The following is a 22,198-nucleotide window of genomic DNA, read 5'->3' as shown; positions in this document are numbered from 1 at the left end:
CTCCGGGTTCCGGATCCTGCCGATTACAGCCCAAAACGACACATCCCGGCCATGGGCCGGGATGTGTCGCACAGGCGCCGCCGGAAGTTTACTGGCGAATGCCCTCGAAGGTCACGTACAGCTCGAGCTCGTGCATCGACTCCGGGAACTGCGACATGTCGATGCCATAGTCGGAGAGTGTCAGGGTGGTGGAGCCCTCGAAGCCCGCACGATAGTTGCCCCAGGGATCGTCGCCCTCGCCCAGCAGGGTGACCGGCATCTCGATGGTCTGCGTCTCGCCGTGCAGGGTCAGGTCGCCGGTCAGCACCCCCTCTTCGTCTCCGGTGGGCTCGAAGCCGGTGGAGGCGAAGCTCGCGGTCGGGTACTCGGCCACGTCGAGGAAATCGTCACTCAGGATGTGCTTGTCGCGCTCGGCATGATTGGTGGTCAGGCTATCGACTTCCACGTCCAGATGGGCAGAAGACGCCTCCGGATTCTCGGGGTCGTAGCTGAAGCCGCCGTCGAACTCCTCGAAGCTGCCCAGGATGTAGGAAAAGCCCAGGTGGCTGATCTTGAACTGCACGAAGGCGTGCTGGCCGTCGGTGTCGATGGCGTAGTCGGCGGCCTGTGCCTGGGCGAGCGGCACCAGGGACGCGGCGGCCAGGGCGGCGGTCAGTGCGGTTTTCTTGTACATCGCTAACTCCTTGCGTGACTCGATGGGTCAGTGGGAAGCGGGCCCGCCGCGGCGGCGAGCCCGGGTGTAACGGGGCGAGAGCATGCGCAGCAGGGTGTCGTTTCGATCCACCCAGTGATGCTTGAACGCGGCGAGGCCATGGCCGCCGGCGAGCAGCATCAGCGCTAGCGCCGCATACCAGTGGACGCTGCCGGCGACGCTGGCCTGACGGGGCAGCCCGCTGACCAGCGCCGGCACCTCGAAGAGGCCGAAGACGTCGATGCCGGCCCCCTCCGCGGTAGAGATCAGATAGCCGCTGACCAGCACCAGCAGCATCAGCGCGTAGAGCGCGGCATGGCCGAGGTGAGCGGCCAGGCGCTCGAGGCGCGAACCAGGCAGCGCCGGCGTCGGCTGCAGCGCCCGCCACGCCAGCCGGCCCAGGGTCACGGCGAAGACCAGCACGCCCAAGGAACGATGCCACCAGGGCGCCAGGTGGTACCAGTCGTCGTAGTAACCGAGACCGGTCATCCACCAGCCCAGCACGAACAGCCCGACGAAGGCCAGCGCACTCAGCCAGTGCAGCAGGATGCTGGTCAGTCCCCAGCCAGAAGAGGTATTACGCCACATGAGCGGTCCCGAACGCGGTTCACAAGGCACCAGACTACCCGAGCGCGACGGGGGAATCCGCTGAAAAAAGATGAATGCTTCGTTCGGAAATCCCGCATGCCGCCCGTTTGAACGGCATGCGAACGCCTTGGCGTCGGCCTAGACCAGGGTGTCGAGGCCGCGGGCCAGGTCGGCCTGGATGTCGGCGATGTCCTCGAGACCCACCGCAATGCGGATCAGGCCCTCGCGAATGCCGGCGGCGGCCTTCTGGTCGTCGGAGAGGCGACCGTGGGTGGTGGTGCCGGGATGGGTGATGGTGGTCTTGACGTCGCCCAGGTTGCCGGTGATCGACAGCATCTCGGTGGCATCGATCACCGACCAGGCGCCTTCTCGACCGCCCTTGACCTCGACGCCGAGCACCGCGCCGAACGCCTTCTGCTGACGCGCGGCCAGCTCATGCTGCGGATGACCGGCCAGCCCGCTGTAATACACCCGCTCCACCGCCGGATGGGCCTCGAGCCACTCGGCCAGCTCGAGCGCGTTGGCGCAGTGGGCCTTCATGCGCAGCCCCAGGGTCTCCAGGCCCTTGGTGAAGATCCAGGCGTTGAACGGGCTCATGCAGGGCCCGCAGGTACGCACCACGCCGAAGACTTCCTGCAGCAGCGCGTCGGGGCCGACCACCGCGCCGCCAACGGCACGCCCCTGGCCGTCCAGGTACTTGGTGGCGGAGTGGATCACCAGATCCGCCCCCAGCGCGATAGGGGTCTGCAGCGCCGGGGTCAGGAAGCAGTTGTCGATCGCCAGCCAGGCGCCGTGGCGATGGGCGATCTCGGCCAGTGCCGGGATGTCGCCCACCTCGGACAGCGGATTGGACGGCGTCTCGGCGAACAGCAGCCTGGTCGCCGGCGTGATCGCCGCCTCCCAGGCCGCCAGGTCGGAGAGCTCGACGTAGCGGGTGGTGATGCCGAACTTGCCCAGGTACTTGTCGAACAGGCTGACCGTGGAGCCGAACAGCGAGCGCGAGGCGACGATCTCGTCGCCGGCCTGCAGCAGCGCCAGCGCCGTGGACAGGATCGCCGACATGCCGGAGCTGGTCGCCACGCAGCGCTCGCCGCCCTCCAGGGCGGCGAGGCGGCGCTCGAAGGTCTGCACCGACGGGTTGGTGAACCGCGAGTAGACGTTGCCCGGCTCCTGGCCGCCGAACTTGCGCGCCGCCTCGGCGGCGCTGCCGTAGACGAAGCTCGAGGTCGGAAAGATCGGCTCGCCGTGCTCCTGCTCGGCGGTACGGTGGTGCCCGGAGCGGATCGCCAGGGTATCGAGCCCCCAGTCCTGCTCGGGAATGGTGTCGTCGTGCATGGCGCCTTCCTGTCAGTCGGTGTCGTCTTCCTGATTGTGCATGCCCACCAGCGCGTGGTCGCCGGCGCTCTGCTCGGACTTGGCGTCGTCGTTGCGGCTGGCTTCCAGGGCGGCCAGATAGGCGTCATCGATGTCGCCGGTGGTATAGCGACCATCGAACACCGAGCAGTCGAACTCGTCCAGCGCCGGGTTGATCTCGCGACAGGCCGTCTTCAGGTCCTCGAGATCCTGGTAGATCATGCGGTCGGCGCCGATCAGCTCGCCTACCTCGTCCTCGGTGCGGCCGTGAGCGATCAGCTCGCTGGCCGCCGGCATGTCGATGCCGTAGACGTTGGGATAGCGCACGGGCGGCGCCGCGGAGGCGAAATACACGTTCTTCGCGCCGGCTTCCCGGGCCATCTGGATGATCTGGTTGCAGGTGGTCCCGCGCACGATGGAGTCGTCGACCAGCAGCACGTTCTTGCCCTCGAACTCGATGTCGATGGCATTGAGCTTCTGGCGCACCGACTTCTTGCGCTGGGTCTGCCCCGGCATGATGAAGGTCCGCCCGATGTAGCGGTTCTTCATGAAGCCTTCGCGGTAGGTCACGCCCAGGTGCTGAGCCAGCTCCAGGGCCGAGGTCCGCGAGGTGTCGGGAATCGGGATCACCACGTCGATGTCGTGCTCCGGCCACTCGTGCTTGATGCGATCGGCGAGTTTGCGCCCCATCGCCATGCGGGTGCCGTAGACATAGGCGCCGTCGAGCAGGGTATCCGGGCGCGCCAGATAGACGTGCTCGAAGATGCAGGGGGTCAGACGCGGTGAGTCGGCGCACTGCTGGGTATGGATCTCGCCGTCCATGCTGACGAAGATCGCCTCGCCCGGGGCCAGGTCGCGATGCAGCTTGAAGCCTCCCACGTCCAGCGCCACCGACTCGGAGGCGATCATCACTTCCTGGCCCTCGCCCTCGTCGCGGCTGCCGAACACCACCGGACGGATGCCGTGCGGGTCGCGGAAGGCCACCATGCCCACGCCGTTGATGATCGCCACCGCGGCGTAGCCGCCCAGGCAGCGACGATGCACGCGACGCACGGCGTCGAAGATGTCGCCCGGCGCCAGGTGCGGCCCCTGCTTGCCCAGCTCGTGGGCGAAGACGTTGAGCAGCACCTCGGAGTCGGAGCTGGTGTTGATGTGGCGCAGGTCGGAGGAGAACAGCTCCTGCTTGAGCTGGTCGGCGTTGGTCAGGTTGCCGTTGTGGGCCAGCGAGATGCCGTACGGCGAGTTGACGTAGAACGGCTGGGATTCCGCCTCGCTGGAGGAGCCGGCCGTGGGATAGCGCACGTGGCCGATGCCCAGGTTACCCTGGAGACGCGCCATGTGGCGGGTGTGGAAGACGTCGCGCACCAGACCGTTGCTCTTGCGCAGCAGGAAGCGACCGTCGTTCCAGGTCATCATGCCGGCGGCATCCTGGCCTCGGTGCTGGAGCACCGTCAGGGCATCGTAGATCCCCTGGTTCACCGCCTGCTTGGCCATCAGGCCCACGATACCGCACATTACACCTTACCTCGCTTGCCTTGGTTGGGCGGCACTGCGGCCGCCTCGATCAATCATGTCGGGGGGTAGCGATCCGCTCGTCCGGTGCCTGCGATGGCATCAGCGAGGCGGGATCGCCGAGGGATTCGGGGGATACCGGCAGCCGCCCTTCCCAGGCGGCCAGGCGGCCGATCGCCCAGTCCTTCAGCTGCTGGAAGGGAGGCCGCAGGCTGGCCTGCTGCCAGGCCTCGAGTTGTTGCAAGGGGGTCAGGCCGATCAGCAGGGTCGCCACCACCAGGATGGCGCCGCCCTTGGCCAGGCCAAAGGCGGCACCGGCCACGCGGTTGAGCAGGCCCATGCCGACCCACTCCACGGCGGCCTGAATCAGGCGGATGATCACCCCACAGGCCAGGATCACGCCCAGCACCACCAGCACGAAGGCCAGGATCAGACGCCCGTCGGGGCTGTCGATCAGGCCATCGAGCTGAGCGGCCAGGGGCGCGGCGAGCCAGCGCGCCCCCAGCAGCGCCACCACCCAGGCCGCCAGGCCCAGGGCCTCGCGGACCAGGCCGCGCACCAGCCCGGCGATACCGGTGACGGCGAGCACCGCCACGAACAGCCAATCCAGCCAGGTCAGGGTCATGACCTTATTCCGTCTCCACCAGCAGGCCCTGAAGATTGAGGTCGGCCTTGAGCTCGGTCATCGCCTGCTCGGCGACCTCGCTGCTGGCATAGGGCCCGACGTATACGGTGGTCAGATCGTTGTTGCGCGGACGCCGATAGGCGGGATAACCCTGATCCTCGAGGCGGGCCTCGAGGCGCTCGGCGTTGGCCGGCTCGCCGAAGCTGCCCACCTGCACCGCCCACTCGCCGCCGGAGACCGCCTCGCGGGTCGGCGCGTCGGCGGCCGCCATGCGCTCGTCGGCGGCGCGGGCCAGATCGGCGATGGGGTCCGAGGCGGGCGCATCGGCCTCGGACGATGCCGCGGGATCACCGGAACCGGCCGTCGCCTCGACCTCGGTCGGGCGCTCCTGCGCCCTGTCCTGATCGGTCGACGCGTCGTCGCCGTCGGAGGACGAGGCATCGGCCGGCGCCTGCCCCGCCTCGACCGAGACGACGTCATCGGCGCCCGACACCGGGTCGCTGGACGCCAGCTCGTCCGGAGGCTCGGGTGCCTCGGGCTCGCGGTGCGGCACCTCGATCGGCTGCTCGATGCTCATGGTCGGCTGCGGGCGATCTTCCCGCGGCGCCGGATCATCGAACAGCAGCGGCAGGAAGATCACCGCCAGGGCCAACAGGATCAGCGCACCGCTGATCCGCTCTCGCCATCCGTACTTCATCTCGTTCCCTCGCTGCCGGCCTCCGCGGCAGCCTGCGCCGGCTCGGCCCAGGCCGCCAGTACATCGGCCACGGTGAAGAAGGAGCCACAGACCAGGACCCGGTCCGCCGGGCTCAGCCGCTCGCTCAGCCAGGCCATGCCGGCCGCCGGGGAGTCGGCCCGGTGCCACACCGGCTGGCCGAGCGCCTCGAGGGTCTCGGCCAGCGCCTGGGCGCTGCGCGCCCGATCGCCCGCCAGGCTCACCGGCAGCCAGGCGTCGATCGCCGGCGCCAGGGCGCCGATCACGCCCTCGGCGTCCTTGTCGGCGAGCATGCCCAGCAGGGCGACGGTGCGCCCCTCGCAGGGCCGCTCGGCCAGGCGTTCGGCCAGGTAGGTCGCGGCATGGGGATTGTGACCGACGTCCAGGCACCACTGGCCGCGCCACTGCATGCGCCCGGGCAGCTCGACGCCGGCCAGGGCTCGCCGGCAGGCCTCGGGCTGCAACGCCCAGCCGCCCAGCGCGAAGGCCTGCAGCGCGGTGGCGGCGTTGTCCAGCGGCAGGCCCGGATCGGGCAGCGCCTCGAGGCGCGCCTCGGCGCCCGCGGCATCATGCCCCTGCCAGGTCCAGCCGCCCTCGCCCGCTTCTCGGCCGAGGGTCTCGCGCCGGCATGCGGCACGCGTGAATGCCGTGCCCAGGGCATGCACCTCGGCGCCCAGCGCCTCGGCGGTGGCGGCCACGCTTTGCGGAAGTGCCTGGCTGCCCAGCACCGCGGGGCGGCCCGCGCGCAAGATACCGGCCTTCTCGCGGCCGATGACCTCGAGGTCGTCACCCAGATAGGCGGCATGGTCGCGAGCGATGGTGGTCACCACCGCCACGTCGGCGTCGAGCACGTTGACCGCATCCAGGCGGCCGCCGAGGCCGACCTCGAGGATGGCGAGCTCGGGCGCACGCCCGCGGATGGCGTGCAGCGCGCCCAGGGTACCGGCCTCGAAGTAGGTCAGGCTGATCGGCTCGCCGTCGAGACGCGCGGCCTCGACGGCCTCGAAGCCCGCCACCAGCTCGGCATCGCCGGCCTCAACGCCGTCGAGGCGCAGGCGCTCGTTGTAGCGCAGCAGATGGGGCGAGGTGTAGGTGGCCGTGCCGATGCCGTGTGCCCGGGCCAGCGACTCCAGCATGGCCACGGTGGAGCCCTTGCCGTTGGTGCCGGCCACGGTGATCACGCGCCCGGCGATGGGCCCATCGAGCAGCCCCATGCGCCGGGCGACCTCGGCCACTCGCTCGAGGCCGAGGTCGATGCTCACCGGGTGCGCCGCCTCCAGCCGCGCCAGCCAGTCCTCGAGGGAAGCGGAACGAGCGTCGTTCATGTGGCGATCAACGCTCGGCGTCCTGACGCGGTTCGGCGCCGTCGTCCGCCGCCGGCTCGAGCGGGACGTCCTCGGCCTGCTGAGCGGCGTCGACCAGATCCGGCTCGGCGGCCTCGGGCGCGTCGGCCGGGCCGTTGGTCGGCTGGTGGGTCAGCTTGCGCAGCACGCCGCCGAGGCGCTCACGCATCTCGTGGCGGTGAATGATCATGTCCACGGTGCCGTGCTCGAGCAGGAACTCGCTGCGCTGGAAGCCTTCCGGCAGCTTCTCGCGCACGGTCTGCTCGATGACCCGCGGGCCGGCGAAGCCGATCAGGGCGTTGGGCTCGGCGACGTTGAGGTCACCGAGCATCGCCAGCGACGCGGAAACGCCGCCGAAGACCGGGTCGGTCAGCACCGAGATGTAGGGCACGCCGGCCTGCTTGAGCTTCTCCAGCGCGGCGGAGGTCTTGGCCATCTGCATCAGCGAGAACAGCGCCTCCTGCATGCGCGCACCGCCCGAGGCGCCGAAGCACACCAGCGGCACGCCGTCTTCCAGGGCCTGCTCGGCGGCGCGCACGAACTTCTCGCCCACCACGGCGCCCATGGAGCCGCCCATGAAGGTGAACTCGAAGGCCACCGCCACCACCGGCAGGCCGTCCAGCTGGCCGCGCATGGCGATCAGGGCGTCCTTCTCGCCGGTGGCCTTCTGGGCCGCGGTCAGGCGGTCCTTGTACTTCTTGGAATCACGGAACTTGAGGCGGTCGACCGGCTCGAGCTCGGCGGACAGCTCCTCGCGGCCCTCCTTGTCGAGGAACCAGTCGAGACGCTTGCGTGCCGTGAGACGCAGGTGATGCTCGCACTTGGGACAGACGTGGTGATGCTTTTCGAGTTCAGGCAGGTACAGCACCCCATCGCACTTGGGACACTTGCGCCACAGACCATCCGGTACGGTCGAGCGGCGGTCCTTGCGCTGAATGCGGCCCACCGAGGGCACGATCTTGTCTAGCCAGCTCATGTCAGAAACGCTTCCATTTTTTGCGGTCGCCCCATCTTGAGGGGGCGACTGACGAATCGGTGTTCGGGGTCTGTCAGGCGTCCAGGGCCTGGCGCATCTCGCCCAGCACGGCTTCCAGCTCGGCGGGAATCGCCTCGGGCCGCTCGGCATGCTCGGCGATGCGCGAGACCAGCGCACTGCCGACGATCACGCCGTCGGCCACGCGGCCGACCTCGGCGGCCGAAGCCCCGTCGCGGATGCCGAAGCCGACGCACAGCGGCAGCTCGGTCATTTCGCGCAGCGGCGCCAGGTGCTCGGCGACGTCGGCGGCATCGACGCTGGCACCGCCCGTGACGCCCTTGAGCGAGACATAGTAGAGATAGCCTTCGCCATGGGCGCATATTGTAGCGGCCCGGGCCCGGGAAGTGGTAGGGGCGACCAGGAAGATCGAGGCCAGGCCGCGCGCCTTGAGCGCCGGCCCCATCAGATCGGCCTCCTCCGGCGGCATGTCGACCAGCAGCACGCCGTCGATGCCGGCGTCCCGCGCGGCGTCGGCGAAGGCCTCGAGGCCCATCCGCTCGACCGGGTTGAGATAGCCCATCAGCACCACCGGGGTCTCGGCGTCGTCGCGACGGAACTCGCGCACCATCTCGATCAGGTCGGTCAGGCGCACGCCGTGCACCAGGGCCCGCTCGCAGGCCTTCTGGATCACCGGGCCATCGGCCATGGGGTCGGAGAACGGCACGCCCAGCTCGATGACGTCGGCGCCGGCCCGCACGAGGGCGTGCATGAAGCCCACGGTGTGCTCGGGGGCGGGGTCGCCGGCGGTGATGTAGGGAATCAGCGCACGGCGGCCCTGCGCCTTGAGCGCGGCGAAGCGTTGGTCGATACGATTCATCGGTGTCCCCTAGAGTTCGATGCCGTCGAGCTTGGCGACCGTCAGGATATCCTTGTCGCCGCGTCCGGAGAGGTTGACCACGATATGCTGGTCGGGGCGCATCTGCGGCGCCAGCACCCTGGCATGGGCCAGCGCATGGGCCGACTCCAGCGCCGGCATGATGCCCTCGACGTGGGTCAGCTCGCGGAAGGCCTCGAGCACGGCGTCGTCGTCCGCCGCCACGTAGTTGACCCGGCCCACGTCCTTCCACAGCGCATGCTCGGGCCCCACGCCCGGATAGTCGAGCCCGGCGGAGATCGAATGGGTGTCGCTGACCTGACCGCCCTCGTCGGACATCAGATAGGTGCGATTGCCGTGCAGCACGCCGCGCGGCGCACCGGAGGCCAGCGGCGCGGCATGACGGCCGGTGGCCACGCCATCGCCGCCGGCCTCGACGCCGTACATGGCGACCCCGTCGTCCTCAACGAAGGGATAGAACAGCCCCATGGCGTTGGAGCCGCCGCCAACGCAGGCGATCAGCGCATCGGGCAGGCGCCCGAACTCCTCCACCGACTGGCGGCGGGCCTCGCGGCCGACCACGGCGTTGAAGTCGCGCACCAGCATCGGGTAGGGATGCGGCCCGGCCACGGTGCCGATGATGTAGAAGGTGTTGTCGACGTTGGTCACCCAGTCGCGCAGCGCCTCGTTCATGGCGTCCTTGAGGGTGCGGGTGCCGGACTCCACCGGAATCACCTTGGCCCCGAGCAGGCGCATGCGGTAGACGTTGAGCTTCTGGCGCTCGACGTCCTCGGCGCCCATGTAGACCTCGCACTCGAGGCCCAGACGCGCCGCCACGGTGGCGGTGGCCACGCCGTGCTGACCGGCGCCGGTCTCGGCGATCACCCGCGGCTTGCCGCTCTTCTTCGCCAGCAGCGCCTGGCCGATGGTGTTGTTCACCTTGTGGGCGCCGGTGTGATTCAGGTCCTCGCGCTTGAGCCAGATCTGGGCGCCGCCGAGGCGCTGCGACCATCGCTCGGCGTGATAGAGGGGCGATGGCCGACCGACGTAGTGGGACAGGTCATGGTCGAATTCGGCCTGGAACTCCGGATCGTCGCGCAGCTGCACGTAGGTCTTCTCCAGATCCTCCAGGGCGAAGCTCAGGGTCTCCGAGACGAATCGGCCGCCGTAGGGGCCGAAGTGGCCGCGGGCATCCGGCAGCCGGGTCAGGTCGCTGAACTTGCTCACAAGGACACCTCACAGGGTCGCCAGTAGGGAATGGACGGGACGCCGCTTCGACAGCGAGGGTCAGGCATCGGCGCATCGGACCGCGCGGAGAAAGTCGGCCATTGCCGCGCCACCCTTGATGCCGGACGCGGTCTCGATGCCGCCCGACACATCCACCGCCAGGGGGCGCACCGCGGCGATGGCCTCGGCCACGTTGGCCGGCGTCAGGCCTCCGGCGAGAATAACAGGTTTCGCCAGGCGCGCGGGGATGCGCGACCAGTCGAAGGTCTCGCCGGTGCCGCCGGGCACGCCGGGGCGGTAGGCGTCGAGCAGCAGCGCCCGGGCACCGGCGTAGTCGCAGGCGGCGGCGTGGAGATCCAGCCCATCGCGCATGCGCAGCGCCTTGATCCAGGGCCGGGGGGCGGCCGCGCAGAACGCCGGCGTCTCCTCGCCGTGGAACTGCAGCAGGTCCAGATGCTCGGCGGCCTGGGCCACCAGCGCCGCGTCGGGATCGACGAACAGCCCGACCCGGGTGACGAAGGCCGGCACCCGGGCGGCCAGCGCGGCCAGGCGCTCGAGATCCACCGCCCGCTTGCTGCCGGGCCACAGCACGAAGCCCAGGGCATCGGCGCCGGCAGCCACCGCGGCATCGACGTCCTCGGGACGGGTCAGGCCGCAGAACTTGACCCGGGTGCGACCCAGGGCCGCGCCATGCTCAAGCATCGCCGCCCTCCTCCGCCAGCGCCGCCGCGGCGTTGGCCGCCCGGGAGCGATCGCGCCGGTAGGCGGCCATGGGCGAGTCGGGCACCGCCCTCTCGCCGCTCCACTCGCCGAGGAAGGCCAGCAGGTTGGGGCCCAGCGGCTCGGCGGGCAGCCCCCAGCTCTCGTCGAAGAGGCAGTCGACGAAGTGCAGGCCGTGGGCCGGCGCGGTGACGTCGCCCAGGGTGCGATCACGCAGGGTCAGCAGCCGAGCGATGTGGCCCTCGTCCTGGGCGCCGCGCCCCACCGACATCAAGGCGCCTGCGATGTTGCGGATCATGTGATGCAGGAAGGCGTTGCCCTGCACGTCGATGACCACCAGCGGGCCGTAGCGATTGACCTCGATGAAGTGCAGGTGGCGCCAGGGCGTCGTCGACTGGCAGCCGGCGGCGCGGAAGGTGGAGAAGTCGTTCTCGCCGACCAGCGCCTGGGCGGCGCGATGCATCGCCTCGGCGTCGAGCGGATCGCGACACCAGGTCACGTTGTGGCGCTCGAGCACCGGCGGGCTGGTGCGATTGAGGATCACGTAGCGATAGCGCCGCGCCAGCGCCGAGAAGCGGGCATGAAAGTCGTCGGCCACCGGCTTGACCCAGCGCACCGCGATGTCGCGGGGCAGGTTGGCGTTGGTGCCGAACACCCAGGCCTTCTCCGAACGCGGCGAAGGCGGGTCGAAGTGAATCACCTGGCGGGTGGCGTGCACGCCGGAGTCGGTGCGGCCGCTGCACATCACCGAGACCGACGCGGCGGCCACGCGGGACATCGCCTTTTCCAGGGAGGCCTGCACCGAGGCGCTGTGCTTGAGGCGCTGCCAGCCGCAGTAGGCGGTGCCGTCGTATTCCACGGCCATGGCCAGTCGGCCGCGGAGGGGTTGCTTGTCGTCGAGACGATGAAAGAAGGTCATGCGTTCTTCATGGCTGATGGCGGTCGAGCAGGTCGCGGGCCTCTTGCCGGGCGGCGGCGTCATCGGACGCCTCGAGGAAGCGCTCCAGCATGACGCGCGCCTCGCGAACCTCGCCGACCTCGATCAGATGGCGTGCCTCGTCCAGGATGGCGGTCGCAGGCGCCGCGTCGTCGGAGCCGTCATTATCCCCGGGCAGCGGCGGGAACGCCACCTCCTCGACGTCCCAGCCCGCCGGATCACGCTCACCGCGGTCGTCACGATCGACAGCCTCTTCGGGCGTGAACGCGATCTCCGGCTGACGCGGCGTTTCCTCACGGGGCGCGGCCGGCTCCAGCGACGGCGGCCGATAATCGATGACCCGAGTGCCGTCATCCTTCGTCCGGGTGGCCACCCGGGGCATCTCCGGCTCAGGCGCTCGTGCCGGCTGCGAGACCGGCGCCTCAGGGGAGACGCCGGGCCCACTCGCCCGATCCGTCCCGGTCGTCGACTCGGCCGATGCCTCGTGCGGCTGCCGGCCGGGATCGGCGGACGATGCCGCATCGGAGCGGGGCTCGATGACCGGAGGACGATAGCGCGACAGATCGGACGAGCCCGAGGCCGGGCCCGTCCGTTCGGGCTCGACGGGCTCGACGGGCTCGCCGGCCTCGCCGAAGTGACGCGGCTGGCGCTCATCGGCCGCGCCGAAGACCGCGCGCTCGGCGGGGGCCGGCGCGTCCTCCGGCTCCTCGGCGGGGCGCCCCATCAGCCGGGCCACCTCGCCGCGGACCACCGCGTCGTCGGCATGGCGCAGCCGCTCGGCCTGGGCCTCGGCGGCGGCGCGATCGCCCTGCTCCAGCTGCACCCGCATCAGTTTCAGGCGCAGGTCCTCGCGCCCGGGATCCCGGGCGACGCTCGCCTCCAGCAGCTCGCGGGCCTGGTCGTAGCGGCCGTAGGCGATGAAGATATCGGCTTCGCTGATCGCCTCCGCCTCCGGCATGGCCGCGCGCACCGAACGCCCGGACGGGCCCGCGGCGTCACTCCCGCCCGCCGGCGAGGCCGACTCGCCCGGCGGGCGGATGACCCGGTTCTCGCCGAAGGCGGGCGCCGGGCGAGCCGGCGCGCCCGCTTCCTCGCGACGCCGACGCACCAGCGCCCACAGCGCCAGCAACAGCGCGATCGCCGCACCGCCCAGCACCAGCGGCCGCTCGACCGCTCCCCGGTAGAGCGCGCCCCACCAGGGACGCGACGAACCCGCATCACCGGCGCCCTCGGGCGGCACCACGCGGCCGGCCCCCGCCGCATCGACGCCGGCACCGCCGGCCGCCAGGGCGGCGACCCGATCGCGCAGCGCATCCAGCTCCTCGCGCAGCCCGCCGACCTCGTCCTCCAGCGCGTCGCGCTCGGCCCGCACCTCGACCAGGGCCGAGCGGCTCTCCTGGAAGCGCTGTTCCAGGCGCAGCAGGCGTTCGTCGTTGGTCAGCCCGCCGCGGCCGGTGATGGCCGCCAGCACCTCGGGGGCGATCCGCTCGGCGGCGTCGAGAGACGCCGGGGGCGCCGCCGTCACCACACCGCCGACCTCGCCGCTGCCTTCCCTCGCCGCGTCCCCGGCACCGCCGGCATCGACGCCGCCATCGTCCAGGCCGGCGGCGACCTCCTCGTCGGTCAGCAGGGTCAGGCGTGGCGCCTCGTCGCGCGAGGCCTCACGTGGCGACTCGGGAGGTACGGTCTCGTCGGCGCTCGCCTCACGCCTCTCGCCCCCGCGCATCTCGCCCCCAGGCGTCTCGAGCCCGGACGTGTCCCTCTCGGCCATGGCCGACTCGGCGGGCCCCGGCAGCACGGGTGCCGGCGCCCCGCCACCGCGACTGGCCCAGGCACTGCTCATGGCCTGCGCCAGCTCGGCCGACCTTGCCGGCGAACGCGCGGCGATGGCCTCTCGGGAGGGCACGGTCAGGGTATAGCCGGCACGCATCTCGTTGATGTTGCCGCTGGGGAAGACCTCGGGATTGGCCTCAACCAGCGCCAGCATCATCTGATTCATGCCGATGCCGCTGTCGGGCCGCAGCCGGCCGGCCACCGCCCACAGGGTATCGCCGCTGCGCACCCGGGCCGGATCGCCGCCACCGCCGGAGGACACGGCCCGCGCGGGCGCCGCCGGCGATGTCGAGGACGTCGTCGTGGCCAGCCCCACCGACCCGCCGCCCTCGACCAGCGGCGGCATGGCGGCATAGTCGGGCGGGTCGAACAGCAGCGTCACCTCGCGCAGCTGGCGGCCGCCCGGCCAGTCGAAGCGCAGCAGCAGATCGACCCAGGGCTCGCGCACGACACGCTCGCTGGAGAGCTCCAGCACCAGCCGCCCCTGGCGACGCCGGACCGCCAGGTCGACGCTGGCCACCAGCGGCGTGCGGGTCAGTCCCGCGTCACGATAGGCGTCGCCGTCGGCCAGCGAGGCGTTGAGCAGGCCGACTTCCAGACCGGCGGTGTCGGTCAGCGGAATGGTGGCGCGCAGCGGCGCGTTGAGCGTCGAGCCGACCTCGGCGCTGCCGAGCCCCAGCGCCAGTGCCAGCGGGCTGACCAGGGAAAGCGGCAGCAGTGTGGTGAGCGATAGCGTGCGTTTCATGGGTCCCCTTACGCCGCCCGGTCGGGCGCGGTGCACGGCGCCGACCTGGAGCAGTCAATACGATATCTGTCCTACTGGCCTAACACTTTCGGCTCGTTGGTGGCCCTCAGCCACCCGCGCCCGTATCTCGCTCTTTCAACGTAACCCATTGATCTACGCCAGGGCGAGCCCGCCCCAACGACAGGCGGGGCGCCTCCCGAAGGAGACGCCCCGCCAGGTCCGCCCACATGAGGCGGAAGGAAATCCGCGATTCCGTCGCAAGCGCGATCAGGAAACCGGAATGCCCCTTACTGCTCGCGCAGGATCTTGAGCATGCGCTTGAGCGGCTCGGCCGCGCCCCACAGCAGCTGGTCGCCGACGCTGAAGGCGGACAGGTATTCGCCGCCCATGGCCAGCTTGCGCAGGCGGCCCACCGGCACGCTCAGGGTGCCGGTGGCGGCGGCCGGGGTCAGCCCGTCGATGCTGGCATCCTTGTCGTTGGGGATCAGCTTGACCCAGTCGTTGTGGGTCGCGATGCGCTCCTCGATCTCGTCGAGCGGCACGTCCTGGCGCAGCTTGATGGTGAACGCCTGGCTGTGCGAGCGCATGGCGCCGATGCGCACGCAGAGACCGTCGATCGGCACCGGATTGTCCTGCAGGCCGAGGATCTTGTTGGTCTCGACGTTGCCCTTCCACTCCTCGCGGCTCTGGCCGTTGTCGAGCTTGGAGTCGATCCACGGCAGCAGGCTGCCGGCCAGCGGCGCGCCGAAGTGATCGGTCGGGAACTCGCCGGAGCGCATGGCCGCGGTGACCTTGCGATCGATGTCGAGGATGGCGCTGGAGGGATCGGCGAGCTCGTCGGCCACGCTGTCGCGCAGGCCGCCCATCTGATTGAGCAGCTCGCGCATGTGCTTGGCGCCGGAGCCGGAGGCCGCCTGGTAGGTCATGGAGGTCATCCACTCGACCATGTTGGCCTCGAACAGGCCACCCAGGCCCATCAGCATCAGGCTGACGGTGCAGTTGCCGCCGACGAAGGTCCTGGCGCCGCGGGCCAGCTGCTCGTCGATCACCTTGCGGTTGACCGGGTCCAGCACGATGGTGGCGTCGTCGGCCATGCGCAGGGTGCTGGCGGCGTCGATCCAGTAGCCCTTCCAGCCGCCGTTGCGCAGGTCCTCGTAGACCTTCTTGGTGTAGTCGCCGCCCTGGCAGGTAATGACCACGTCGAGCGCCTTGAGCGCCTCGAGGTCGAAGGCGTCCTTCAGCGGAGGCACCTCAACGCCGACGTCGGGGCCGGCCTGGCCGACCTGGGAGGTGGTGAAGAAGATCGGCTCGATGCCGTTGAAGTCTCCATCTTCCACCATCCGCTGCATGAGCACGGAACCCACCATGCCCCGCCATCCGACGAAACCGACTTTCAACATGTGAAGTCCTCCAGAAAGAATTGAACCCGTTAGTCTACAGAAAAAAGCGTGGCCTAACAGCGAGCGCCCGGTTGTCGCGATCGCGACACGAAATGACAGGAAAACGCACGCTTCCTGCCACTTTCATCGCCTCGAGCGCTTCGCCGACACGCCACTCCTCGGGCGATCAGAGCGCCTCGAAGGCCGCCAGCACGGCGTCACCCATCTCGCGGGTGGAAACGCGGGGCGCGCCCTCGGCCGCGATATCGGCGGTGCGCAGGCCATCGTCGAGCACCTTGCCCACGGCGGCCTCGATGCGCTCGGCCAGCTCGGCCTCGCCCAGCGAGTAGCGCAGCATCATCGCCACCGAGAGGATGGTGGCCAACGGATTGGCCAGGCCCTGACCGGCGATGTCCGGGGCACTGCCGTGACAGGGCTCGTACATGCCCTGACCGGATTCGTTCAGCGAGGCCGATGGCAGCATGCCGATGGAGCCGGTGAGCATGGCGGCGGCATCGGAGAGGATGTCGCCGAACATGTTGCCGGTGACCACCACGTCGAACTGCTTGGGCGCGCGGACCAGCTGCATGGCGGCGTTATCGACGTACATGTGCGACAGCTCGACGTCCGGGTATTCCGGCGCCAGCCGCTCCATGACCTCGCGCCACAGCATGGTGACCTCGAGCACGTTGGCCTTGTCGACGGAGCACAGCTTCTTGCCGCGCTTCTGGGCCATCTCGAAGGCGACGCGACCGATGCGCTCGATCTCGGCCTCGGAGTAGACGTAGGTGTTATAGCCGACCCGCTGGCCATCGCGCTCCTCGATGCCGCGCGGCTGGCCGAAGTAGATGCCGCCGGTGAGCTCGCGCACGATCATGATGTCGAGACCGGATACCAGCTCGGGCTTGAGGCTGGAGGCCTCGGCCAGCTGCGGGTAGAGCAGCGCCGGGCGCAGGTTGCCGAACAGGCCGAGCTCCTTGCGCAGGCCCAGCAGGCCCTTCTCGGGGCGCTTGCTGATGTCCTCGAGCTTGTCCCACTTGGGGCCGCCCACCGCGCCCAGCAGCACGGCATCGGCGGCCCTGGCCTTGGCCAGGGTGCTCTCGGGCAGCGGCGAGCCCTCGAGATCGTAGGCGGTGCCGCCGACCGGCGCCTCCTCGACCTCGACGTCGAGGCCGCGGGCCTGGCAGGCGGCCAGCACGCGGCTGGCCTGGGCAGTGATTTCCGGGCCGATGCCGTCGCCCGGGAGAACCAGAATCTTGCGTGTCATCGTGTCTTCCTTGTGTCCTCAGGGCCGAGCGGCCCAAGGGGCGCCGGGGGCAGGCCGCAGAGAATCGGTAGCGCCCATGGATGGTTTCACAGCGCCTTCTCGCAGGCCTGCCGCCGGATCAGCCCCGCCGCCCGGCTGATGCGGGGTAAAACGTCAGGCGCTTGCCTCATCGCGGAACAGCCAGGGCCGCGCGGCGCGGTGCTTCTGTTCGAAGGCGCGGATGGCGTCCTCGTCCTGCAGGGTGATGCCGATGTCATCGAGCCCCTCGAGCAGGCAGTGCTTGCGGAAGGCGTCGACCTCGAACTCGAGGACCTCGCCGGACGGCGTGAGGATGCGCTGAGCCTCGAGATCCACGTCGAGGCGATAGCCTTCCTCGGCCTCGGTCTCATTGAACAGCCGGTCGACCTGCGCCTCGGGGAGCTTGATCAGCAGGATGCCGTTCTTGAAGGCGTTGTTGTAGAAGATGTCGGCGAAGCTCGGCGCGATCACCACCCGGAAGCCGAAGTCGGCCAGCGCCCAGGGGGCATGCTCGCGGGAGCTGCCGCAGCCGAAGTTCTGACGCGCCAGCAGCACGCTGGCGCCCTGATAGCGCGGCTGGTTGAGCACGAAGTCGGGATTCAGCGGGCGCTGCGAGCAGTCCTGCCCCGGCTGGCCCTCGTCGAGGTAGCGCAGCTCGTCGAACAGGTTGACGCCGAAGCCGGTACGCTGGATCGACTTCAGGAACTGCTTGGGAATGATCAGGTCGGTGTCGACGTTGGCGCGATCCAGCGGCGCGACCAGGCCCTGGAGACGTTCGAATTTCTGCATGGCTCAGGCCTCCTGCTGCTGGGTGGCGTCGTGGGCGGCAAGCCCGCGAACGTCGACGAAGTGGCCGGCGATGGCGGCGGCGGCAGCCATGGCCGGGCTGACCAGGTGGGTGCGCCCGCCGTAGCCCTGGCGTCCCTCGAAGTTGCGATTGGAGGTCGAGGCGCAGTGCTCGCCGGCGCCGAGCTTGTCGGCGTTCATCGCCAGGCACATGGAGCAGCCCGGCTCGCGCCACTCGAAGCCCGCCTCGCGGAAGATCGCGTCGAGCCCTTCCGCCTCGGCCTGCTGCTTCACCAGGCCCGAGCCCGGCACCACCATGGCCAGCTTGATGGAATCGGCGACCTTCTTGCCGCGCGCCACCTTGGCGGCCTCGCGCAGGTCCTCGATGCGGGAGTTGGTGCAGGAGCCGATGAACACCTTGTCCAGGCGGATGTCGGTGATCTTCTGCTTCGGCGCCAGGCCCATGTACTCGAGCGCGCGGCTGATGCCGGTGCGTGCGGTATCGTCGACGGCCTCGGCCGGGTCCGGCACTTCACCGCCGATGCCGGTCACCATCTCGGGGCTGGTGCCCCAGCTGACCTGCGGCTCGATGTCCGCGGCGTTCAGGGTCACCACCTTGTCGAAGTCGGCGCCTTCGTCGGACACCAGGCCACGCCAGTCGGCCACCGCGGCCTCCCACTGCTCGGCGCTGGGCGCGTAGTGGCGGTCCCTGAGGTAGTCGATGGTGGTGTCGTCCACGGCGATCAGGCCGACCCGGGCGCCCGCCTCGATGGCCATGTTGCAGACCGTCATGCGGCCTTCCATGGACAGCTCGCGGATGGCGCTGCCGGCGAACTCGATGGCGTAGCCGGTGCCGCCGGCGGTGCCGATCTCGCCGATGATGGCCAGCACCACGTCCTTGGCGGTGACGCCGACGCCGAGCTCGCCTTCCACGCGCACCTGCATGTTCTTCATCTTCTGGGCCAGCAGGCACTGGGTGGCCAGCACGTGCTCGACCTCGGAGGTGCCGATGCCGTGGGCCAGCGCGGCGAAGGCGCCGTGGGTGGCGGTGTGGGAGTCGCCGCAGACCACGGTCATGCCGGGCAGGGTCGCGCCCTGCTCCGGGCCGACCACGTGCACGATGCCCTGGCGCGGGTCGTTGATGCGGAACTCCTCGATGCCGAACTCGTTGCAGTTGTCATCGAGGGTCTGGACCTGGATCAGCGACACCGGGTCCTCGATGCCGGCATTGCCCTCGGCCCGCTCCTTCAGGGTGGTCGGGACGTTGTGGTCCGGCGTCGCCAGGTTGGCGTCGATCCGCCACGGGCGGCGGTTCGCCAGGCGCAGGCCCTCGAAGGCCTGGGGCGAGGTCACTTCGTGGAGCAGCTGGCGATCGATGTAGATCAGCGCGGTGCCGTCGTCGCGCTCCTTCACCAGGTGCTGCGACCACAGCTTGTCGTAGAGGGTCTGGGCTGCCATCTCGTTCTCCCGGGCCTGGGCCCTGTGCGTGTCCGGTCGGTTTTTTGGCGCTTGGCGCTTTTGCAGAAGTGTCCCGCGACGCGCACATAAAAGCAATTCATGTTATTTATTCAAAGGATTCCCAAAAGGAATACAGAACTCTCCCAAGCCCACATCGCTGGAGCCCGAATGGATACCCAGAGCCTGCAGGCCTTCCTCGCCGTGGCCGACGGCGGCAGCTTCTCCCGCGCCGGCGAGCAGCTGCATCTCACCCAGCCGGCGGTCAGCAAGCGTATCGCGGTGCTCGAGGATCAGGTCGGGGCGCGGCTGTTCGATCGCATCGGCCGCCGGGTGACACTGACCGAGGCCGGCAGGCTGCTGCTGCCGCGTGCCCGGCAGATCCTGGTCATGGTGGACGACAGCCGGCGTGCCCTGGGCAACCTGGACGGCCAGGTGGCGGGCAGCCTGACGCTGTCCACCAGCCATCATATCGGGCTGCACCGACTGCCGCCGCTGCTCAAGGACTATACCCGCCAGCATCCCGAGGTGCGGCTCGACCTGCGCTTCGAGGACTCGGAGCAGGCCTATCAGGGCGTGCTCGACGGCACGCTGGAAATCGCCGTGGCCACCCTGGCCCCGCATCCCGACGCCCAGCTCCAGGTGGTGCCGGTGTGGATCGACCGGCTGCGCTTCGTCTGTGCCCACGATCACCCCCTGGCCGCACGAGGCCCGCTGGCCCTGAGCGAGCTGTGCGCCTTCGATGCCGTGCTGCCGGGACCGCTGACCTTCACCCGTGGGTTGATCGAGGCACGCTTCGCCGCCGCCGGCCTTCGCCTGCCGGTGACGCTGTCCACCAACTACCTCGAGACGCTGAAGATGATGACCGCCATCGGCCTGGGCTGGAGCCTGCTGCCGGAAGGCCTCGCGGCCGGCGAACTGCACGTGCTCGAGGTGGATCACCCGCCGATCCAGCGCCCGCTGGGCTATCTGGTGCACCGCAGCCGCACCCTCTCCAACGCCGCCCGGGCGATGCTCGATCGCCTCGAGGCGGCGCGGGAAGACGCGGCACTGCACTGGTCGGCATAGCGCGGGCGTCGAGGTCGCTGCCTTGAGGCCGGAGGGCACATTGCTTAGGATGCTATTTTTTGGCGTGTCTCGTGCGCCGCCAGCCAGGAATGATCGCCATGCCCGCCCAGACCGTCGAAGCGACCGCCTCCGGCGTCGGCCTCCGCCATGCCCTCGCCGGCCTGTCGATCCTCGTCGGGCTGATGTCGCGCATCGCGGGGCTGGCCTGGCTACCTGGCGCCGAGGCACTGACCGGGCCGGCCCTGTGGCTGGGCACCGCGCTGCTGTGGCCAGACCTGCCACGCCGCAACCGCCGCCAGGCCGGGCTGCTGGCGGGCCTCGGCGTCGGCCTGCTGCTGATCGCGGCGTTCGTCTATGGCGCCCGGGTGGACTGGCCGGCGATGCTCGACGCCAATACCCAGGTGGTGGCGATGCTGGTGGGGGTCAGTTTCATCGGCCTGATCGGCAATCGTCGCGGCCGGTCGCGCCCCTCGGGGCCACCGGTCACCGGGCGGCGCGGCCTCGCCGGCACCTGGCTCGGGGTGCACCTGCTCGGCACCATCCTCAATCTGTCGACGGTGTTCATGGTCGGCGATCGCCTGGCACGCCGCGCGCCGCTGACCACGCCCCAGCTGCTGGCCCTCAACCGAGGGCTGTCCAGCGCCGCGCTGTGGTCGCCCTTCTTCGCCTCAATGGGCATCGTCATCACCCTGGCGCCGGGCATGGACTACGCCACCGTGCTGGCCCACGGCCTGCCGCTGGCGCTGTGCGCGGGACTGGTGACGCTGATCGAACTGCCGCGACGCTTCGACCTGACCGACACCGCCGGCTTCTCGATGGCGCCGAGGAGCCTGCTGCTGCCGGTGGTGATGGCCGCGCTGGTGATGGTCTTTCACTTCGAGCTGACACCGGCGCTTTCCATCGTCGCCATCATCACCTTCCTGATGCCCGGCGCGGCGCTGGCGGCCAACCTGACACGCGGCCTGCACTGGACCGCCGCCCGCCTGCGCCAGCACACCCTGACCCGGCTGCCGGCCATGCGCGGCGAAATCTCGCTGTTCCTGTGTGCGGGGCTTCTGACCCAGGGGCTATCGACGCTCGCCGAGGCCGCCACCGAGGGCGGCTGGACGCTGTTCGAGCACTTCGGCGCTCTCCAGGCGATCGGCAGCTTTCTCGCCATCGTGGTCAGCGCCGTGGCCGGGCTGCACCCGATCATCGGCGTCTCGGTGCTGGCCTCGGTGCTCGACCTGGAAGCGTCGGAGCAGACGCTGTTCGCCTTCGTCGCCCTGGCGGCCTGGGCCGTGGGCACCAGCGTCGGGCCGCTGTCGGGGATCAATCTGTCGCTGCAGGGGCGCTATGGCGTCAGCGGCGGGCTGATGATGCGAGAGAACCTGCGCTATGCGCTGATCATGGCGACGCTGATGGTCGGCATGATCGCCTGGCTGGCGTAAGGCGCGCCAGAGAGTGCCTGCGCCCGGTGACGCGGCGTTACACATCGCCTCGTGCGCGAGCGCGGTCGGAAGACTCATTGACACAAGCCCCCCGAGCGCCGGGTCGGCCTCAGGGGGCGGGGAGATCAGTCCAGCGGCGCGCGCATGAAGTAGCGGTGACCGCACTGGTGGCAGGGCTCGAGGCGGGCGACCCCGTTGAGTTCGACCACCGCGTCGCAGTGGGCGCAGGCCATGCGACCCGGCGCCGCCATCTCGCCGGCGGTATAGTCGGCCCGCGAGGCCTCGAGATCGTCTTCCAGGCGTTCGCGCTCGACCTGGCTGCGGTCGGCGATCGACAGCAGCGATTCCACCACCCGACGCGACAGCACCGAGAGGTCGACGCCGAGCCAGTGGGCCACGCTATGGCCACCGGCGTTCAGGTAGCGGCGCATCTCCTTGAGGTCACGATCGACCCAGGCGCGCAGCAGCGAGAGCTCGTACCGGGTGAACTCCTCCACCTCGGCCTCGAACTCGATCGCCTCGTCGAGTTCCTTCTGCAGCGACTCCCGGTTCAGCTCGCCGGCGCCCTCCTGCAGACGCTCCAGCACGCGTTCGTAGGCATCCTTGAGGCGATGGTCCTCAGGGGGCTTTTGCGGTTGATCGCTCATCGCAGTTCT

At 69.9% G+C, this 22,198-nt stretch carries 20 protein-coding genes; 2 read left to right on the top strand and 18 right to left on the bottom strand.

Annotation, left to right across the window (positions count from 1 at the left end):
* Nucleotides 1–88: 88 nt before the first annotated feature.
* From FIU88_RS07285 to leuC, 17 genes are all read right to left on the bottom strand, one after another.
* On the bottom strand, nucleotides 89–673 hold the full coding sequence (locus FIU88_RS07285) for a YceI family protein (protein ID WP_152478720.1): 585 nt from the start codon (nucleotides 671–673) through the stop codon (nucleotides 89–91).
* 27 nt (nucleotides 674–700) lie between these two features.
* A complete protein-coding gene (locus FIU88_RS07280) occupies nucleotides 701–1,279 on the bottom strand; it encodes a cytochrome b (RefSeq protein WP_152478719.1) in 579 nt (192 codons plus the stop codon).
* 138 nt (nucleotides 1,280–1,417) lie between these two features.
* The gene (locus FIU88_RS07275; RefSeq protein ID WP_152478718.1) at nucleotides 1,418–2,614 is read right to left on the bottom strand and encodes an O-succinylhomoserine sulfhydrylase; all 1,197 of its coding nucleotides are present in this window, start codon (nucleotides 2,612–2,614) and stop codon (nucleotides 1,418–1,420) included.
* Between the two features lie 12 nt (nucleotides 2,615–2,626).
* On the bottom strand, nucleotides 2,627–4,147 hold the full coding sequence (purF, locus tag FIU88_RS07270; RefSeq protein WP_152478717.1) for an amidophosphoribosyltransferase: 1,521 nt from the start codon (nucleotides 4,145–4,147) through the stop codon (nucleotides 2,627–2,629).
* Nucleotides 4,148–4,196: 49 nt separating this feature from the next.
* On the bottom strand, nucleotides 4,197–4,769 hold the full coding sequence (locus FIU88_RS07265) for a CvpA family protein (protein ID WP_152478716.1): 573 nt from the start codon (nucleotides 4,767–4,769) through the stop codon (nucleotides 4,197–4,199).
* Nucleotides 4,770–4,773: 4 nt separating this feature from the next.
* Nucleotides 4,774–5,466 (bottom strand): SPOR domain-containing protein, encoded by a 693-nt coding sequence (locus FIU88_RS07260; RefSeq protein ID WP_152478715.1) that lies wholly within the window; start codon nucleotides 5,464–5,466, stop codon nucleotides 4,774–4,776.
* Nucleotides 5,463–6,809 (bottom strand): bifunctional tetrahydrofolate synthase/dihydrofolate synthase, encoded by a 1,347-nt coding sequence (gene folC / locus FIU88_RS07255; protein WP_152478714.1) that lies wholly within the window; start codon nucleotides 6,807–6,809, stop codon nucleotides 5,463–5,465. The genes FIU88_RS07260 and folC overlap by 4 nt, the downstream gene beginning before the upstream one ends.
* A 7-nt stretch (nucleotides 6,810–6,816) precedes the next feature.
* Nucleotides 6,817–7,803, bottom strand: coding sequence for an acetyl-CoA carboxylase, carboxyltransferase subunit beta (gene accD, locus FIU88_RS07250; RefSeq protein ID WP_152478713.1), 987 nt, complete (start codon nucleotides 7,801–7,803; stop codon nucleotides 6,817–6,819).
* A 73-nt stretch (nucleotides 7,804–7,876) separates the two neighbouring features.
* Nucleotides 7,877–8,680 carry a tryptophan synthase subunit alpha gene (gene trpA, locus FIU88_RS07245; protein ID WP_016854617.1) on the bottom strand — a complete coding sequence of 268 codons (804 nt, stop codon included), beginning with the start codon at nucleotides 8,678–8,680 and terminating at the stop codon, nucleotides 7,877–7,879.
* 9 nt (nucleotides 8,681–8,689) lie between these two features.
* Nucleotides 8,690–9,904 carry a tryptophan synthase subunit beta gene (gene trpB, locus FIU88_RS07240; protein ID WP_152478712.1) on the bottom strand — a complete coding sequence of 405 codons (1,215 nt, stop codon included), beginning with the start codon at nucleotides 9,902–9,904 and terminating at the stop codon, nucleotides 8,690–8,692.
* Between the two features lie 60 nt (nucleotides 9,905–9,964).
* Nucleotides 9,965–10,606 carry a phosphoribosylanthranilate isomerase gene (locus FIU88_RS07235; protein WP_152478711.1) on the bottom strand — a complete coding sequence of 214 codons (642 nt, stop codon included), beginning with the start codon at nucleotides 10,604–10,606 and terminating at the stop codon, nucleotides 9,965–9,967.
* Nucleotides 10,599–11,543 (bottom strand): tRNA pseudouridine(38-40) synthase TruA, encoded by a 945-nt coding sequence (truA, locus tag FIU88_RS07230; protein WP_152478710.1) that lies wholly within the window; start codon nucleotides 11,541–11,543, stop codon nucleotides 10,599–10,601. The genes FIU88_RS07235 and truA overlap by 8 nt, the downstream gene beginning before the upstream one ends.
* Nucleotides 11,544–11,550: 7 nt before the next feature.
* Nucleotides 11,551–14,139 carry a FimV/HubP family polar landmark protein gene (locus FIU88_RS07225; protein WP_152478709.1) on the bottom strand — a complete coding sequence of 863 codons (2,589 nt, stop codon included), beginning with the start codon at nucleotides 14,137–14,139 and terminating at the stop codon, nucleotides 11,551–11,553.
* A gap of 287 nt (nucleotides 14,140–14,426) precedes the next feature.
* Nucleotides 14,427–15,539, bottom strand: a complete 1,113-nt coding sequence (gene asd / locus FIU88_RS07220; RefSeq protein WP_152478708.1) for an aspartate-semialdehyde dehydrogenase — start codon at nucleotides 15,537–15,539, stop codon at nucleotides 14,427–14,429.
* Nucleotides 15,540–15,705: 166 nt separating this feature from the next.
* The gene (gene leuB / locus FIU88_RS07215) at nucleotides 15,706–16,785 is read right to left on the bottom strand and encodes a 3-isopropylmalate dehydrogenase (protein ID WP_152478707.1); all 1,080 of its coding nucleotides are present in this window, start codon (nucleotides 16,783–16,785) and stop codon (nucleotides 15,706–15,708) included.
* Between the two features lie 153 nt (nucleotides 16,786–16,938).
* Nucleotides 16,939–17,592, bottom strand: coding sequence for a 3-isopropylmalate dehydratase small subunit (leuD, locus tag FIU88_RS07210; protein ID WP_016854610.1), 654 nt, complete (start codon nucleotides 17,590–17,592; stop codon nucleotides 16,939–16,941).
* A 3-nt stretch (nucleotides 17,593–17,595) separates the two neighbouring features.
* The gene (leuC, locus tag FIU88_RS07205; protein ID WP_016854609.1) at nucleotides 17,596–19,047 is read right to left on the bottom strand and encodes a 3-isopropylmalate dehydratase large subunit; all 1,452 of its coding nucleotides are present in this window, start codon (nucleotides 19,045–19,047) and stop codon (nucleotides 17,596–17,598) included.
* Nucleotides 19,048–19,215: 168 nt separating this feature from the next.
* On the opposite strand from leuC, the gene FIU88_RS07200 reads away from it, so the two are divergent.
* Entirely contained in the window at nucleotides 19,216–20,112 is an 897-nt protein-coding gene (locus tag FIU88_RS07200) for a LysR family transcriptional regulator (protein ID WP_152478706.1), read from the top strand.
* A gap of 98 nt (nucleotides 20,113–20,210) precedes the next feature.
* Entirely contained in the window at nucleotides 20,211–21,542 is a 1,332-nt protein-coding gene (locus FIU88_RS07195) for a hypothetical protein (RefSeq protein ID WP_152478705.1), read from the top strand.
* Nucleotides 21,543–21,667: 125 nt separating this feature from the next.
* Here FIU88_RS07195 and FIU88_RS07190 read toward each other — a convergent pair whose 3' ends face one another.
* Nucleotides 21,668–22,189 (bottom strand): zinc ribbon-containing protein, encoded by a 522-nt coding sequence (locus tag FIU88_RS07190; protein ID WP_152478704.1) that lies wholly within the window; start codon nucleotides 22,187–22,189, stop codon nucleotides 21,668–21,670.
* Nucleotides 22,190–22,198 lie beyond the last annotated feature (9 nt).

The organism is Halomonas sp. THAF12 (genome assembly GCF_009363675.1).
GTDB lineage: Bacteria > Pseudomonadota > Gammaproteobacteria > Pseudomonadales > Halomonadaceae > Halomonas > Halomonas smyrnensis.
The sequence above is the reverse complement of the archived record's forward strand: the minus strand, read 5'-3'. Positions and strand labels throughout refer to the sequence as shown.

Coding starts and splice junctions, on each gene's coding strand:
- FIU88_RS07285 (WP_152478720.1), bottom strand. CDS start 673: ATGTACAAGAAAACCGCACTGACCGCCGCCCTGGCCGCCGCGTCCCTG.
- FIU88_RS07280 (WP_152478719.1), bottom strand. CDS start 1,279: ATGTGGCGTAATACCTCTTCTGGCTGGGGACTGACCAGCATCCTGCTG.
- FIU88_RS07275 (WP_152478718.1), bottom strand. CDS start 2,614: ATGCACGACGACACCATTCCCGAGCAGGACTGGGGGCTCGATACCCTG.
- purF (WP_152478717.1), bottom strand. CDS start 4,147: ATGTGCGGTATCGTGGGCCTGATGGCCAAGCAGGCGGTGAACCAGGGG.
- FIU88_RS07265 (WP_152478716.1), bottom strand. CDS start 4,769: ATGACCCTGACCTGGCTGGATTGGCTGTTCGTGGCGGTGCTCGCCGTC.
- FIU88_RS07260 (WP_152478715.1), bottom strand. CDS start 5,466: ATGAAGTACGGATGGCGAGAGCGGATCAGCGGTGCGCTGATCCTGTTG.
- folC (WP_152478714.1), bottom strand. CDS start 6,809: ATGAACGACGCTCGTTCCGCTTCCCTCGAGGACTGGCTGGCGCGGCTG.
- accD (WP_152478713.1), bottom strand. CDS start 7,803: ATGAGCTGGCTAGACAAGATCGTGCCCTCGGTGGGCCGCATTCAGCGC.
- trpA (WP_016854617.1), bottom strand. CDS start 8,680: ATGAATCGTATCGACCAACGCTTCGCCGCGCTCAAGGCGCAGGGCCGC.
- FIU88_RS07235 (WP_152478711.1), bottom strand. CDS start 10,606: ATGCTTGAGCATGGCGCGGCCCTGGGTCGCACCCGGGTCAAGTTCTGC.
- truA (WP_152478710.1), bottom strand. CDS start 11,543: ATGACCTTCTTTCATCGTCTCGACGACAAGCAACCCCTCCGCGGCCGA.
- FIU88_RS07225 (WP_152478709.1), bottom strand. CDS start 14,139: ATGAAACGCACGCTATCGCTCACCACACTGCTGCCGCTTTCCCTGGTC.
- asd (WP_152478708.1), bottom strand. CDS start 15,539: ATGTTGAAAGTCGGTTTCGTCGGATGGCGGGGCATGGTGGGTTCCGTG.
- leuB (WP_152478707.1), bottom strand. CDS start 16,785: ATGACACGCAAGATTCTGGTTCTCCCGGGCGACGGCATCGGCCCGGAA.
- leuD (WP_016854610.1), bottom strand. CDS start 17,592: ATGCAGAAATTCGAACGTCTCCAGGGCCTGGTCGCGCCGCTGGATCGC.
- leuC (WP_016854609.1), bottom strand. CDS start 19,047: ATGGCAGCCCAGACCCTCTACGACAAGCTGTGGTCGCAGCACCTGGTG.
- FIU88_RS07200 (WP_152478706.1), top strand. CDS start 19,216: ATGGATACCCAGAGCCTGCAGGCCTTCCTCGCCGTGGCCGACGGCGGC.
- FIU88_RS07195 (WP_152478705.1), top strand. CDS start 20,211: ATGCCCGCCCAGACCGTCGAAGCGACCGCCTCCGGCGTCGGCCTCCGC.
- FIU88_RS07190 (WP_152478704.1), bottom strand. CDS start 22,189: ATGAGCGATCAACCGCAAAAGCCCCCTGAGGACCATCGCCTCAAGGAT.